12 protein-coding genes and 3 pseudogenes are annotated in these 13,952 nt (G+C 47.5%); 9 read left to right on the plus strand and 6 right to left on the minus strand.

What is annotated here, in order from left to right:
* Window positions 1-76: 76 nt before the first annotated feature.
* From LN995_RS19895 to LN995_RS19910, 4 genes and pseudogenes are all read left to right on the plus strand, one after another.
* Window positions 77-1,714, plus strand: coding sequence for a TldD/PmbA family protein (locus LN995_RS19895; RefSeq protein ID WP_229962844.1), 1,638 nt, complete (start codon window positions 77-79; stop codon window positions 1,712-1,714).
* 102 nt (window positions 1,715-1,816) lie between these two features.
* Window positions 1,817-3,163, plus strand: coding sequence for a M20/M25/M40 family metallo-hydrolase (locus LN995_RS19900; RefSeq protein WP_229962845.1), 1,347 nt, complete (start codon window positions 1,817-1,819; stop codon window positions 3,161-3,163).
* A gap of 474 nt (window positions 3,164-3,637) precedes the next feature.
* Window positions 3,638-3,973: pseudogene (locus tag LN995_RS22215) on the plus strand (IS110 family transposase); the annotation flags it as partial.
* Window positions 3,974-4,069: 96 nt separating this feature from the next.
* Entirely contained in the window at window positions 4,070-4,678 is a 609-nt protein-coding gene (locus LN995_RS19910; protein ID WP_229962847.1) for a transposase, read from the plus strand.
* Between the two features lie 269 nt (window positions 4,679-4,947).
* Here LN995_RS19910 and LN995_RS19915 read toward each other — a convergent pair.
* Together LN995_RS19915 and LN995_RS19920 are read right to left on the minus strand one after the other, a co-directional pair.
* Window positions 4,948-5,118 (minus strand): annotated as a pseudogene (locus LN995_RS19915) (transposase); the annotation flags it as partial.
* 466 nt (window positions 5,119-5,584) lie between these two features.
* Complete coding sequence (locus tag LN995_RS19920; RefSeq protein ID WP_229962849.1) at window positions 5,585-6,229, minus strand: hypothetical protein; 645 nt, start codon at window positions 6,227-6,229, stop codon at window positions 5,585-5,587.
* A 12-nt stretch (window positions 6,230-6,241) separates the two neighbouring features.
* Between LN995_RS19920 and LN995_RS19925 the strand changes: the two genes are divergently transcribed.
* Window positions 6,242-6,394: a hypothetical protein gene (locus tag LN995_RS19925; protein ID WP_229962850.1), complete on the plus strand. Its 153-nt coding sequence runs from the start codon at window positions 6,242-6,244 to the stop codon at window positions 6,392-6,394.
* A 253-nt stretch (window positions 6,395-6,647) separates the two neighbouring features.
* On the opposite strand, the gene LN995_RS19930 is transcribed toward LN995_RS19925, so the two are convergent.
* Complete coding sequence (locus LN995_RS19930) at window positions 6,648-7,019, minus strand: winged helix-turn-helix transcriptional regulator (protein ID WP_229962851.1); 372 nt, start codon at window positions 7,017-7,019, stop codon at window positions 6,648-6,650.
* A gap of 125 nt (window positions 7,020-7,144) precedes the next feature.
* Between LN995_RS19930 and LN995_RS19935 the strand changes: the two genes are divergently transcribed.
* Both LN995_RS19935 and LN995_RS19940 read left to right on the plus strand, forming a co-directional pair.
* The gene (locus tag LN995_RS19935; RefSeq protein WP_229962852.1) at window positions 7,145-7,939 is read left to right on the plus strand and encodes an SDR family oxidoreductase; all 795 of its coding nucleotides are present in this window, start codon (window positions 7,145-7,147) and stop codon (window positions 7,937-7,939) included.
* Window positions 7,940-7,959: 20 nt separating this feature from the next.
* Window positions 7,960-8,283, plus strand: a complete 324-nt coding sequence (locus tag LN995_RS19940) for a nuclear transport factor 2 family protein (RefSeq protein ID WP_229962853.1) — start codon at window positions 7,960-7,962, stop codon at window positions 8,281-8,283.
* A gap of 325 nt (window positions 8,284-8,608) precedes the next feature.
* On the opposite strand, the gene LN995_RS19945 is transcribed toward LN995_RS19940, so the two are convergent.
* The 3 genes from LN995_RS19945 to LN995_RS19955 all read right to left on the minus strand — a co-directional run bounded on the left by LN995_RS19945 (window position 8,609) and on the right by LN995_RS19955 (window position 12,348).
* Complete coding sequence (locus LN995_RS19945) at window positions 8,609-9,160, minus strand: DNA-3-methyladenine glycosylase I (protein ID WP_229962854.1); 552 nt, start codon at window positions 9,158-9,160, stop codon at window positions 8,609-8,611.
* Window positions 9,157-9,432 carry a nucleoside triphosphate pyrophosphohydrolase family protein gene (locus LN995_RS19950; protein ID WP_229962855.1) on the minus strand — a complete coding sequence of 92 codons (276 nt, stop codon included), beginning with the start codon at window positions 9,430-9,432 and terminating at the stop codon, window positions 9,157-9,159. The genes LN995_RS19945 and LN995_RS19950 overlap by 4 nt, the downstream gene beginning before the upstream one ends.
* A 444-nt stretch (window positions 9,433-9,876) precedes the next feature.
* Window positions 9,877-12,348, minus strand: a complete 2,472-nt coding sequence (locus tag LN995_RS19955; RefSeq protein WP_229962856.1) for a glycoside hydrolase family 95 protein — start codon at window positions 12,346-12,348, stop codon at window positions 9,877-9,879.
* A gap of 545 nt (window positions 12,349-12,893) precedes the next feature.
* On the opposite strand from LN995_RS19955, the gene LN995_RS19960 reads away from it, so the two are divergent.
* Both LN995_RS19960 and LN995_RS19965 read left to right on the plus strand, forming a co-directional pair.
* Entirely contained in the window at window positions 12,894-13,133 is a 240-nt protein-coding gene (locus LN995_RS19960; protein WP_229962857.1) for a hypothetical protein, read from the plus strand.
* Between the two features lie 3 nt (window positions 13,134-13,136).
* A pseudogene (locus LN995_RS19965) lies at window positions 13,137-13,952 on the plus strand (hypothetical protein); the annotation flags it as partial.

Raw genomic sequence — 13,952 nt, forward strand, 5'->3', positions numbered from 1 at the left:
AATTTCCTGCTTCACTTTTACTTTGCCCTCACTCTGTCTTTGATCAATCTTTAAACATTTACCTGAAAAACTCAACATGAAGAGAAGAGACTTTTTGCATCTAACAGGAATGGGAATTGGTGCCTCTCTATTGCCAAGCATTCCTCTTTTAGGGCACGAAATACCTTTAGAAGATGCTATAGTACCTGTTGATATAGCTGTAAAGAAGCAGTTAGCTGATGTGGCTCTTAATGCAGCACGTACCAATGGCGCTTCATATGCTGATGTACGCATTGGAAGATATTTAAACCAATTTATTATCACCAGGGAACAAAACGTAGAGAGCATTAGCAATACAGAATCCTTTGGTATGGGAATCAGGGTACTTGTAAACGGGTGCTGGGGGTTTATGGCTACAGATAACCTGGACAAAGATAACATAGCAAAAGCAGCCGCACAGGCAGTTGCACTTGCCAAGGTAAATTCAAAACTGATGGCTGAGCCTGTCCAGTTGGCCCCTCAAGAAGGATATGGTGAGGTACGCTGGGAAACTCCCATCGAGGTCAATGGTTTTGAAGTTCCGGTAAAGGAGAAAGTAGATTTGCTTTTAGCCGTAAACAATGAAGGGGTCAAGGGTGGGGCAAATTATGCCAACTCCTCTCTTTTCCTGATCAATGAACAAAAGTATTTTGCCTCTACCGAAGGCTCCTACATCGATCAGAACATACACCGCCTTTGGCCAACTTTCACAATAACCAAAACAGATTCCCAAAGCGGGAGGTTTGAAAGCAGGAATGCTTTAAGTGCTCCTATTGGGAAAGGGTATGAGTACCTGATTCCAAAAGAAGAAGAAAAAGTAAGAGGGGTTGTTACTACCTACAAGAAGCGCTATGACATGTTGGAAGACGCCAGGGAAGCGGCCGCCAATTTAGCTGAGAAACTAAAGGCCAAACCCGTTGCACCGGGTAAATATGACCTGGTACTGGACCCAAGTCAGCTTTTTCTGACTATACACGAATCGGTGGGACACCCTACTGAACTTGACCGGGTATTAGGTTATGAAGCCAACATGGCTGGTACCAGCTTCCTGACATTAGAAAAGCTTAAATCCGAGAACTTCAACTATGGCAGCCCTATCGTTAACTTAGTTGCCGACAAAACGCAGCCCGATACTTTAGGAGCGGTAGGTTATGACGATGAAGGTGTAAAATGCAAGCAATGGGATATTGTAAAAGGCGGCACCTTGGTCGGCCTGCAAGCCACCAGAGATCAGGCTCACATGCTTGGCCTTACCGAGTCTCAGGGATGCAGCTACGCCCAAAGCTGGGAAGATGTTCAGTTCCAGCGTATGCCTAATGTTTCCTTACAGCCTGGAAAAGTAAAAATGAGTGCTGCCGACTTAATCAAAGATGTAGAAAAAGGTATTTATATGCTTGGCCGTAACACTTCCTCTATCGATCACCAACGCTACAATTTTCAGTTCAGCAGCCAACTGTGCTATGAAATAAAAAACGGTAAAATCGTTGGTATGCTTAGTAATGCCGCATACCAATCTAACACACAAGAGTTCTGGAACTCTTGTGCTGCGCTGGGAGATAAGGATGATTACCGGCTAGGAGGAACATTTTTCGATGGGAAAGGAGAGCCAGGGCAGTCTAGTGCCGTATCTCATGGCTGCCCAACCACAAGGTTTAATGGCATTAACGTTATCAATACAGGAAGAAAAATTAGCTGATACCGTAGATAGGAAACAGAGCCTGCCAACCCTGAATAAGAGCTATCCTATCAGCTTTCTTATCTATTATACTATAATCCACTTGTCTATCTTACAACCATCATGTCTAATAAAATAAAATGGATACTGCTTGGGCTTTTACCAGCAGCGTTGAGCTTCAATATTCCACAACCATCTCTTGCACAAGGTCGGTTTATAAATTCTGAAGAGACAAAGAATAGTCCTCCGGTTATTGAGAAGCGGTATGAAAACGAAATCAAGGCACTGGCAAAGCTTCCGGCTGTAAAAAGAGCATTACAAACTATTGTTGAACTAGAAGCAGAAACAAGGCAGGACCATATCTCCTTAACAGAAATACCTGCTCCACCTTTCAAAGAGGAAGTACGCGCTAAGAAGTATGCACAGATGCTTCAAACAGCTGGTATTGATTCTGTATGGATAGACGAAGTTGGAAACGTAATAGGCCAAAGAAAAGGTAAAACAGGAAGTAGAACAGTTGTTTTAGAAGCACATTTAGATACTGTTTTTCCGGAAGGAACAGAAGTAAAGGTAAAACAGAAAGGAGATACATTATATGCTCCTGGTGTCGGAGATGATACCCGAGGGCTTGCTGTAGTGTTAGCAGTGTTGAAAGCCATTGAAAAAACGAATATAGAAACAGAAGCAGATGTACTGTTTATAGGTGCTGTTGGCGAAGAAGGGCTTGGTGATCTGCGCGGAGTTAAACACCTCTTTCGTGACAATGGCCCACAAATTGATTCTTACATTGCCGTTGAAGGCGGCGGTGTCAATCGTGTTACACATCGTGGCTTAGGTTCTCACCGTTATCGTGTAAAATTTAAAGGTCCTGGAGGGCACTCTTCCGGTGCTTTCGGGCTAGTTAATCCGCATAATGCCTTAAGCAGAGCGATACATTATTTTATTGTAGATGCTGATAAGTTTACTAAAGAAGGTATACGCACCACCTATAATGTCGGAGTAATTGGAGGAGGCACCTCTGTCAACTCTATTCCCTTTGAATCCTGGATGGAAGTAGACATGCGTTCTGAAAGTCCTGAAAGGGTAGCAGGTATTGATCAGTTGCTACAAGCTGCTGTACAGCGGGCACTGAAGGAAGAAAATCAAATGAAACGCATCGGTCCTGACCTGGAGGTAGAAGTAGAGATGATAGGAGATCGTCCAGCCGGAGATGTTGACCCGGGCGTTGCACTGATACAAAGAGCAATGGCGACCAGTAAGTATCTGCATGCAGAGCCAAGATTAGGTGTGGGCTCTACAAACTCTAATATACCCTTTTCAAAAGGAATCCCGGCAGTAACTATTGGAGCGGGAGGTAAAGCGGGAGGTGCTCACTCTTTAAACGAATGGTGGCTACAAAACGAAGAGGCAAATACAGCTATTAAGAAAGTGCTCCTTTTGGTGTTGGCAGAAGCAGGTACTTCTAAATAATCAGCAGAAAACGAACATTTATTGGATCAAGAACTAAAAGGTTAGACCAACCGGTTTATAAAGGCCATTATAGTTTTCAGAGCTAACAGCTATTGGAATTGCAATGTTTTACTGGAGACTTTTACTTTTATAGGAGTTTTGAAAATGGTCCTTTTATCGTAGTTAGACTAGGTGCATTGACCAAAGGGAATGAGAGGCTGGAGACTAGGTAAGTCAGCAGTACTATACCGTAAAAAAGGAAGCTCCATTCCCCTTTACCTTTTCTCTGAGAGTCTGAACAGTACTTAGGGCTATCGACATGGATAAGCAGGTGTAAGACAAAAGGCAAGACGAGGGAGAAAGAAGGTCGCTTACTTTAACCACTCATGCTATGGAACAAGTTACAAGACAGTGCGTGGGCATTGACATCGCCAAGAAGGACTTCACTGCCTGCGTTTGCAAATTCTCCCCCAGTCCGGCTTATGCTTTTCCCAGGTGGCAAGCTTTGACAACAGCACCAGGGGCTTCAATCAACTGCTCAAATGGGCCCGCAAACAGTCCAGCGCCAGCCTACCAGTAGCGTTTGTGATGGAGGCCACCGGTATTTATTATGAGCCCTTAGCTTACCAACTCCACAAACTCCGGCAGACGGTCTCTGTTCTACTGCCCAACAAAGTCAAGCACTTTGGCAAGAGCCTCAACATCAAAAGCAAAACAGACCGTATAGACGCCAGAGTCATCGCCCAGCTGGGGGCCGAACGTCAGCTCCCTGTTTGGCAACCACCAGCCCCAGTTTTCAAAGCCTTGCGGGAACTGACCAGGCACTACACCGATCTCAAGCAAGAGCGGACAGTGCTTCTTAATCGGCTTAATGCCTTGCTCTCGGCGCATGAGCCCCAGGCATTTGTTCTCAGGTCTCACAAGGAGATGATAAAAAAGTTTGACACTGAAATAGCCAAATGTGAGGCTCAGATAAAGGCTGTGCTCAAAAAGGAGGATTGGTTGCAGGAGAAAGTCAGCAGGCTTCTCACCATCAAAGGAATAGGGCTTATAAGCTTGGCTATTGTACTGGCAGAAACTCAGGGCTTTGCCCTCATAAACAACGTTAAACAACTCACTAGCTACGCTGGCTTTGATGTGGTGGAAAGGGAATCGAGCACCAGCGTGAAGGGAAAAACCAAGATCTCCAAGAAAGGTAACAGCAGGATCCGGGCAGCCCTTTACTTCCCGGCCCTGGTGGCCAGCCAGCATAACGCTGCCTTGCGGGCAGTTTACCAGCGCATTAACTCCGGGAAAACAAGTATGATGGTGGGCGTGGTGAGCCTGCAGCGCAAACTGCTGCTGCTCATCTATTCGATGTGGAAAAGCGGTACGCTCTTTCAGGACAGGAGCCTAACTTCCGGAGATCAGGAGAGGAAGCCTCTCCTTCGTCACAAAGACGAAGTCTTTGAAAACAAAGTAGGCAGATCCACAGACCTGCCTACACTGGATGAACTTCCGTCCGATCTCTCGAGTGAAGCTCTCCTTCGTCAGTAAAAATATACGGAAATTTTTTCTAAAGTTTATTGGATATTAAAACAGTACCTTTTTTCTTTTACTTCGGACACTATTCGGACACTAATACTTCTACCCTTACACTTACCACTCTTCAACTCGCCTCTTCAAACTACTCTTCAGAAGGTGCTACAGCAGTTTTTGTTTGCCGTGTAATTTGGTGTTCTTTCTCGGTTCTGCGGCATTAGCTTTTATAGAATATGATCCATCACCAGCTGCTTCCGCTGCGGGTTCTCCTCCTCCAACTGCTAAAGCTGCTTCCTGAGCTCCGTTATTCGCAGACCTCCGTACTTCTTCTTCCAATAATAGAAGGTGGCCTCTGAAATACTAATATTTCGAAATACTTCTTCTACTTTGACGCTTGTCTCCGACTGCTTGATAGCGAAGAAAATCTGCGCCTCGGTAATCTTTAATTTCCTCATGACAATTCGCTTTTGGTTCTATACGATTATTGCCCGTTTTCTCTACTTTATACTGGTCTGTTTTTTCGGGGGGAGGTCACCTGCTATAGAACGTTGTTTTTCAGACTGATCTTGAACACAAGGTAAATTATCAGCTATAAAAGCGGATAAAGGTTCTTAGAACTGGCCGTAGAGTTAGGTTAGACCACTCTTGAAGGCGTATGTCCGAGACCTACGACCACTGTCGGTTTCCGGGCATTGGCCGTGGAGGCGAACCAAACAGTCTGTAACCGGTAGCTGATACAAGAGAATTTAGCAAGTTGAACAGCAGGAGCCCCTCCCATGGCATGGCCGCCCTAGGGGGCGGTTTTGTCGTTTCAGCTGGTGCTGCGCTACTACCAGGTGCAGCGGCTGCGGATCTTCCATGTCTGTTACGCCCCTATGACAAGAGTAGTGTATGCGCTACGCTCCCATAGCCGCAGGAAGGTCACACCCGATAGAACACCTTCAAGTGTCGAAGCCGTTTTTTTACCAGCTTATTCCTCATCGGCTCAAACCTGTATATCTCCTCATTGTCCTTTTTAACTATAATATAGAAAGGCTGATCCATTATTTCCGTGAGATGATATATGCTTGCAAGCTCTGCGATGTCCTCAAACCAGCTTGCCATTCCATACAAAGAGGCAAACGGTGTTTTGCCGAGATTCCGGTAAATTTCAGGCGCTAAGGCTAATGCCACCGTTTTGCCACTGCGGAAGCGGGTTTTCTCCAGCAGTGAATCGGTAGAGTTACTGGTCGGAACGTTCATTTTATACCAAACATTTTGAGTGAATGGGGTTGGCTTAACAAGTGCCTCTCTGTCGTTAGGGTGCGGAGTGATCTCCAATACCGCGTCCACCACGTGCGTGGCCTCGTGCAGCAGGACGTATAAAAAAGCATCCAAGCCACCTGCCTCAATTTTGATTTCGTAACCTGGATTTTCCGACCGGTCAAAGCAGGTAAGTTCTTTCTGGGTGGCCCATTCCGAGATTGTCTCATGGAATATTCCCGCCCTGAAAGTGATGTTGTACATCTCAGTGGAGTCAGGGGTTACTACAGGTGATGTGAGCGCCGTGTTGGGCATATTGTCCATGAAGCTGATGCTATGCAGATGCCCCTTGAGTATTTTCTGATGCAGGGGAGGCAAAGCGGCAAAGGCTTTTTCCACCTTGGCCTTTTCAACTGCTGTCAACGCATGATTCGATGGACGCATGCCAGCTTCCCTAAACATCTTAAAAACGCTTTCAGGAGCCGCTGAGACCCGTGCCGCTGGGTCGAGATTAAGCTGTTGCTTTGGGTTCTGAGCGCATATGTTGAAGGACAAAGCGAAGTAAAGAGCGGTAATGAGATATATCCTAGGCATGGCTTTTATAAAAGATTCAATACAATTACAGTATCAATGATGTTACTGGCAACAGGCCGGCATTTAGTTGAAAAGGCCTTACTGGGGCGCATGTTACGATCCAGGAGGTGGCTCCCGACTGGTTTACTCTAATGATTCAGAATAACAGCTACTGACCTGCCAGGTATTCTGACCGCTTCAGAATAACCGAACGCAGTCGCTCTCCGTGCATATCGCCCCAATGACCCAAAGCCGATATGACAGGAACCAGGGACTCCCCGAACTCGGTTAAACTGTACTCCACTTTTGGCGGAACAACCGGGTAAATTACTTTAGCTATCAGTTCGTGCTCTTCCAGCTCTTTCAGCTGCATGTTCAAAACCCTGCGGGAGGCATCCGGTATCTTCCGCTGCAGCTGGCTGGGGCGTTTGTTCCCTTCTTTGATGAACCACAGCAAACGGATTTTCCATTTACCGTAAAGTACCTCCCCAATCAGGTCAAGGCCACAGTTTAAGGTCGGCGGTATTTTCCTCTTGTACATGATACAAAGCTATTTTAATGTTCCAAAGCATACAATAAGGGACAAATTTATCCCTATGCGAATCATTTTTCCGTACTTGACGCACCCACACATACGCTCCATATTTGTACCAAAACTTAGAGACTATGGAAAAGCAATTTGATTACAACGATGAGTTATCAGGCAAAATCGCCCTGGTGACTGGCGGTACCAAAGGAGCCGGGAAAGCCATTGCCGAACGCTTATTCAACGCCGGGGCGACGGTAATTATTACGGCCAGGAACGCACCCGAAAACCCGGACGGGAGACTGCATTTCATATCGGCTGATTTAAGCAAGCCCGATGGAACCCAAAAAGTTGTGGAGGAAGTCTTGGCTGTACACAGCAGGCTGGATATTCTGGTAAACAACCTCGGCGGTTCCGAAACCCCGGGCGGCGGTTTCGCCGTGCTGACAGATGAGGACTGGCAAACGACCATTCAAACCAACCTACTGGCGCCCGTTCGTCTGGACAGGGGGTTCCTGCCGCAGATGGTGGAACGCAGCAGTGGCGTGATTATTCACATCGCCTCCATTCAGGGCAGGCTCCCTTTGTATGACTCCACGCTGCCTTATGCGGCGGCCAAGGCCGGTCTGATAAACTACAGCAAGGCTTTATCGAACGAAGTGGCGCCTAAGGGCGTTCGGGTGCTCACCGTCTCACCCGGTTGGATTATGACTTCCTCTTCCAGCAGAATGATGGAACGGATCGCCGAAAGCTCAAACAGCACGGTAGAGCAAGCCACGCAGAGCGTGATGGATGCTTTGGGTGGAATCCCGATCGGCAGACCCGCAAAACCAGAGGAAGTCGCCGAACTGGTGGGCTTCCTGGTTTCTCCGAGAGCCGATTATCTGACAGGAACGGAGTACGTCATAGACGGCGGAACGATACCGACCATTTAATACCGTAAAAACAGAGAAAGATGAATTTACCGAAAGTTATAGCAGATTTAGTAGCGGCACAGGACAACTACGACAGTGCTGCCTACGCAAAATGTTTTTCCGAGACAGCCGTCGTGGTGGATGAGGGAAAAGCCTACAGTGGAAGAAATGAAATAAGGCAATGGACAGCGGAGGCAAATGAAAAATACAGAACCGCCATGAAACCGATCAGCCTTTCGGAGAATGGCCCGACAAGTGTTCTTACGGCGGAGATCTCGGGCTCATTCCCTGGAAGTCCTGCCGTGCTGGACTTCCATTTTGAGCTGAAGGACGGACTTATCCATTCGCTAAGAATAATAAACTGAACAAGGGAAGGTGCCGGCAAGGCTACCGCAACAGGACTGACGCAGAATTAACCGCGTCAGTCCTTTGTACATTAAAATCTGTTGAATCATGGTGCCAACAAGGCTTAGGAAGAAGGTTTCAAAGGCATCCCTATAACCAGTGTCACTCCCAAAGGCCATCAGTATCGGGTGTACGGCAGTACTGGGAACTGACACACTGATCGTATGCGTCAGTTCCCAGTACTGCGGTTACAGCATCGAGCACTTTCAGGACAGGTCAGAATGTATAGGCAATGTATAAACGGTGCGCTAGGCTGATGGCCGTCGTGTTTATATGTTGTAGCTTTTATTTTTCCTTCCACATTGGTTTTTCTTTCAATACTTTATCATATATGGCACACGTTTCAGTGTGTGCTCCGGGTAAATATCCGATGCTCATCAAAAATTCATTCACTATTTCCCCGCCCGTGAATTTGAAGGTTTTCTTGAAGAGCTTCACCCATTCCTCTTTTGGTTTGGGGTGATGATAGGCCAGCCATTTTTCAAATGAGCCATACTCAATTTGTAGCGCCAAAACAGCCTTGGCGTTCTCAATGGCTGCGTTTATCTTCAGGCGATTCCTGATGACCCCTGCGTCTGTCAATAGCCGTTCACGGTCCTCCTCAGTGTAGGCGGCAACTTCTTCGATGTTGAAACTGCTGTACGCTTTCCGGAAAGAGGCCTCTTTTTTCAGCATGGTTTCCCAGCTCAAACCTGCCTGATTGATTTCCAATAGCAAACGCCCGTACAGTTCGTTGTCATCGTGTATCGGAAAACCGTAGTGGTTGTCGTGGTAACTTTTGTGCAATGCCTTTCTTTCCTCTGGTTGCATTGCTTCAATTGCCAGGCAATAGCTCATTTTATCAGGTTTTCGGTTTTGGTCAAAAAGTGCTCTAAGGCTTCTTTGGCATCAATATCCATGCGGTTTGCCAATACAATAAGCCACCAGATGCTTTCTCCTAATTTGTGCCCCAACTCCGCGTCGGTATCGGCTTTTGGCCAACGGTGCTGTTGCGACAGGGTGTGCCTGCCCACCAAGGCTGCATCGGTCAGAAAAGCCAAAGCATCTTCTTCTACAGTCCACTCGCTTCCGTGGTGGGTTAGCTCTAATTCGTGGTACTTTTTGCGCATAACTAACGAACGTTATACAATAATATCGAGATTGTTACTGGTCATCTACATAGTTATTTTTTGCAAATGGTTGAGCGCAGTCGCACACAGCTACGGTATCAAAGGAGTTATTCCGTTTGTCCTTTTACAGTTAGTTGGCTAAACAGAACGAGGCTAACGAATATACTATACATTAATTTGACAATCACTGGATCTTCCCCTGAAATTCCCCAACTCAAAAGCCCTAGAATTGCGATACAGTTTTTGGAGATTAGCCCCAAAGTTGCCGTTCGTTGACCTTGTGCTTTTCCTGAAAATAGAGGGATTTATTTTAGCCATAAAGCAGTAGGCAGCGAAACAGAATGAGCTCATATTTTTCATTATTAACAAACAGTATGAGCTTTAAAAAAGCAAAGTTTTACTGGAATGGACAGAATGGGAACCCAGCTTGTCTGCGACCTGCCTTTATAATCCCTTGAAGCTGTAGGTTTTCCCCTTCCTGGTTGACAGGTCAAATAGCTGTGTGGGCGGAAGCGCTGCTCCTGCCGTTTCCCTCCCTTGAGCAACCAACGGTTCCCTGATCATCGCCGTCTGGAAAAACTCATTACTGTTCTCGCCATCCGCTGCCTTTAACTCACTCTTACCCGTTAGCTCCAGCTGCTCGGATGACCTGATACGACAGTTTCCGCCCAGCTTGGAGTGCACCGTCAGCGTCTTTACTTTTCCGTCTTCCCAGCTCATATCAATTATAAAACCACCTCTGGCTACCAAGCCCTTCACTTCACCTGTTTGCCAGGCATCGGGAAGCGCCGGGAGCAAGTGTATGGCTCCGTCATGGCTTTGCAGCAGCATTTCAGCGATGCCGGAAGTACAGCCAAAGTTGCCGTCTATCTGGAAAGGCGGGTGAGCGTCGAACAGGTTCGGGTAGGTACCGCCGCCTTCTCCTTTCTCCTCGTCTCCGGCTGGTGTTAACTGGTCTTGGATGAGTTTATAGGCGCGGTTGCCGTCCAGTAGCCTTGCCCACAGGTTTACCTTCCAGCCCATCGACCAGCCGGTGGATTTGTCTCCCCTGTACACTAAAGAAGTCCTTGCTGCATTGAATAATTCTGGATGGCTAAAAGGCGATATCTGGTTGCTTGGGTACAGGCCATACAAGTGCGACACGTGGCGGTGTTTGTCACCGGTTTTGTCCCAGTCCTGCATCCACTCTTGCAGTTGCCCGTGCTGCCCTACCTGCATGGGCGGAAGCCTGTCACGCATGGCCTTCAGAGAATCTGCAAAGGGTTTGTCTGTATTCAGTGCCTCTGATGCATGAATGATATTTGAGAATACATCGAACACCAGCTGGTTATCCATGGTGGTGCCGGCGGCGATGGATACCCCGCTTTGGTGCTTGTTCTCCGGTGACATAGAAGGGACCACAACGAGCCATTTGTGTTCCGGTTCTTCCTGCAGCACGTCGGCATAAAACTGCGCAGCTCCTTTCAGCACCGGGTACATTTCCTGCAGAAATTTCTTGTCACCGGTAAAGAGGTAGTGCTGCCAGATGTGCTGTGTCAGCCATGCACCGCCCATTGGCCAAAGGCCATAGAAAGCACCGTCGATCGGGCCCGTCATGCGCCAGAGGTCGGTGTTGTGGTGCATGTTCCAGCCACGGGCGTTGTACATTTTGTGGGCACTTTCCCGGCCTGTCTCTGACAGCTCTTTGATCATGGCGAAGAGCGGTTGGTGCATCTCCGGCAGGTTCGTCACCTCCGCCGGCCAGTAGTTCATTTCGGTGTTGATGTTGACGGTGTACTTGCTGTCCCAGGGCGGGGAAATCTTATCGTTCCAAATGCCCTGCAGGTTGGCAGGCTGTGTGCCGGGCTGTGAGCTGGAGATGAGCAGGTAGCGCCCGAATTGGAAGTACAAAGCCGCTAGATGCGGGTCGTTGCCCGTCGCGAAGGCAGCCAGTCGCTCATCCGTCGGTTTATGCACAGCATCTGTTACGCCCAGGTCAAGTGACACTCTATCGAAGTACTTTCTGTAGCTGTCAATGTGCTCTTGCCGGGCCTTTTTATACTTGTGCTTCGTAGCATCTGCCAAAAGCTGCGCTGCCTTCTCACCTTCATGGCCGCTCAAATCTTTGTAGCTCTTAAAGTTGGTGGCCATGGAAACATAAATCGTTGCCTCGTCGGCACCCCTAATCTGGAGCGTGTTGCCCGTGGCAGAGACCTTTCCTCCTCTCACCACAGGCTGTACCTGCGCCTGAAACTTCACCTTTCCTTTCTTATTATCCACATCCCCGGAAGTACCGCTTAGAACCAGCTGACTTTGCTTTGCCGTTACCTCATACTTTTGGTGCGGGCTACTCATACGTAGAGTACAGGTGATGCTTTTAGGCTTATTGGCGGTTAGCCTGATAATGATGACATTATCAGGGAAAGACGAAAGCATCTCCCGCTTGTAAGTCACCCCATCCACTTTATATGTGACAGAGGCGATGGCCTGCTCAATATTCAAATCACGGGAGTAGGCTGTTGCGGCATCGTGCCCGGGAAAAGAGATGAACAGATCGCCGACCGGCTGGTAAGGCATTCCGTAGTTCAGGTTAGCAGGAGCCTGGCGTGGCACCTTTTCCAGCGCAAGCTCCTGTGCCTCCTTATACTTGCTCTCAAAGATCAACCTGCGGATTTCAGGCAAGGCGCTGTTGATATCCTCGTTTATGTTATTTCCTGGCTCACCTGCCCAAACCGTCTCCTCGTTTAGCTGCAGATGCTCTCGTGCCGGTGTTCCGAACACCATTGCTCCGATGCGCCCGTTACCAATCGGCAGCGCCTCATTCCAGTCGGCAGCTGGTTTATCGTACCACAGTTTGTAGGGGGCCAGTGCTTCTTGTGCAAAGCTGCATAGAACGGCACATAGTAAAGGCAGGGTTAACAAACAAGCTTTTCCCATGGGTTATTTTCATGTCTCACTCATGCCTTCCTACCATACGGCTTTTGGAAGGGTGATGACTTTTTACGTCTGATGATTATACAATATATGTATTTTTTTTAACCCTTCATTCGGCGCAGTTCTATAAAAATGATGAAGACATTGGCTGAATCAAAAGAAAATCAGACTGAACAGCGGACAGTTGTTGCTCAGTGTAGCGGTCTTTCCCTGAAATTTGCAATCTCATGCCCTCTTTCTTGAGGCAACAAAGAGCAACTACCACAATTGCTTATTTAGCAACAACGAAGCAACATTGAGCAATTACGGCTTGTACTGCATTCCAGAATAATTCTTTAAAAAAACATAAAAGCAGTTATGGGGGAAACCCGCCTGATGGACTCCTCTTGAGGGGACGGGTTTGGGTAATTTCAGGAGGTTGTGCTGCTCTCCACTTTAAAGGTGCGGGTTGAGAAAGATGTTATAATATCCTATCTTGTATGATCAAAGTATGAGGAAATGTGCGAGGCATGCACGCAAGACACCCATACCTTCTAAAGCATGAAGCTATGAAGTCAGCTCTACTCCTTTTGCTGCTGTTCATACCACTGGCGGCTTTCGCCCAGAGGGAAGCTAATAATTGGTATTTCGGAAGTGGAGCGGGTTTGAGTTTTAGCAATGGCTATGCTGAGCCATTGACTGAAGGGGAAATGTATCAGCATGAAGGCTGTGCCACTATGTCCGACTCAGGGACTGGTGAGCTTCTTTTCTACACTGATGGAATACAAGTCTGGAATCGACAGCACTAGGTGATGCCTAATGGCAGGAACCTCTTGGGGCACTACTCCTCCACGCAATCTGCACTAATTGTCCCATTCCCTCATCACCCACAGCAATACTACCTTTTCGCCATTGATGCTATACCTCAACACAGTGCATCTCCCTTCGACTTGACATATTCAGTTGTGAATATGAGCCTTGATGGAGGCTTAGGCGATGTCGAAACTTCCATAAAAAACATAAGCCTTATGCCCTCCGCAGCTGAAAAGCTGACGGCTGTGCCCCATGCCAACGGGCAGGACCTTTGGGTAATTTCGCATGGTGCGGATAATGATGAGTTCTATGTTTTCCTACTTTCTGAGGCTGGCGTTTCGGGGCCAGACACCTATCGTACAGGAATTGATTATGGAGGAGTTGACCGTGGCGTTGCAGGCTATCTAAAGGCGTCTCCTAACGGGAAGAAGTTAGCCAATGCCCTATGGTCTGATACTGCTGTTGTTGAGCTTTTTGATTTCGATGCGGCTACTGGCACAATCTCTAATGCCAATACGCTAAGCTTAGCTCCTCTTAACTTGGACTTATACTCTGAAGGAAGGAATGTTTATGGCATTTCCTTCTCCCCTGACAATACGAAACTATATGTTAGTGGCTACTCCATCACCCAATTCGATCTCTCTCTGCCCACCACCCAGGAGATAGTCGATTCTCAGGAAGAGGTTACAGCCTATGAGCCTTTTTCATACAGTCTTGTCAAAAGCCTGCAACTGGGGCCTGACGGAAGGCTCTATAACAATGCAAGTGCCAATAGCTTCTACGTCATTAATGGAATTGCAATGTTTTACTGGAGA

The sequence above is a fragment of the Pontibacter silvestris genome, assembly GCF_020907275.1.
Lineage (GTDB): Bacteria > Bacteroidota > Bacteroidia > Cytophagales > Hymenobacteraceae > Pontibacter > Pontibacter silvestris.

What these genes read in the sequence shown, in the direction of transcription:
- LN995_RS19950 (WP_229962855.1), bottom strand. Translation starts at nt 9,432, where the DNA reads ATGCGCAAAAAGTACCACGAATTAGAGCTAACCCACCACGGAAGCGAG.
- LN995_RS19900 (WP_229962845.1), top strand. Translation starts at nt 1,817, where the DNA reads ATGTCTAATAAAATAAAATGGATACTGCTTGGGCTTTTACCAGCAGCG.
- LN995_RS19910 (WP_229962847.1), top strand. Translation starts at nt 4,070, where the DNA reads ATGATAAAAAAGTTTGACACTGAAATAGCCAAATGTGAGGCTCAGATA.
- LN995_RS19895 (WP_229962844.1), top strand. Translation starts at nt 77, where the DNA reads ATGAAGAGAAGAGACTTTTTGCATCTAACAGGAATGGGAATTGGTGCC.
- LN995_RS19960 (WP_229962857.1), top strand. Translation starts at nt 12,894, where the DNA reads ATGAAGTCAGCTCTACTCCTTTTGCTGCTGTTCATACCACTGGCGGCT.
- LN995_RS19925 (WP_229962850.1), top strand. Translation starts at nt 6,242, where the DNA reads ATGCAGATGCCCCTTGAGTATTTTCTGATGCAGGGGAGGCAAAGCGGC.
- LN995_RS19930 (WP_229962851.1), bottom strand. Translation starts at nt 7,019, where the DNA reads ATGTACAAGAGGAAAATACCGCCGACCTTAAACTGTGGCCTTGACCTG.
- LN995_RS19945 (WP_229962854.1), bottom strand. Translation starts at nt 9,160, where the DNA reads ATGAGCTATTGCCTGGCAATTGAAGCAATGCAACCAGAGGAAAGAAAG.
- LN995_RS19940 (WP_229962853.1), top strand. Translation starts at nt 7,960, where the DNA reads ATGAATTTACCGAAAGTTATAGCAGATTTAGTAGCGGCACAGGACAAC.
- LN995_RS19935 (WP_229962852.1), top strand. Translation starts at nt 7,145, where the DNA reads ATGGAAAAGCAATTTGATTACAACGATGAGTTATCAGGCAAAATCGCC.
- LN995_RS19955 (WP_229962856.1), bottom strand. Translation starts at nt 12,348, where the DNA reads ATGGGAAAAGCTTGTTTGTTAACCCTGCCTTTACTATGTGCCGTTCTA.
- LN995_RS19920 (WP_229962849.1), bottom strand. Translation starts at nt 6,229, where the DNA reads ATGGACAATATGCCCAACACGGCGCTCACATCACCTGTAGTAACCCCT.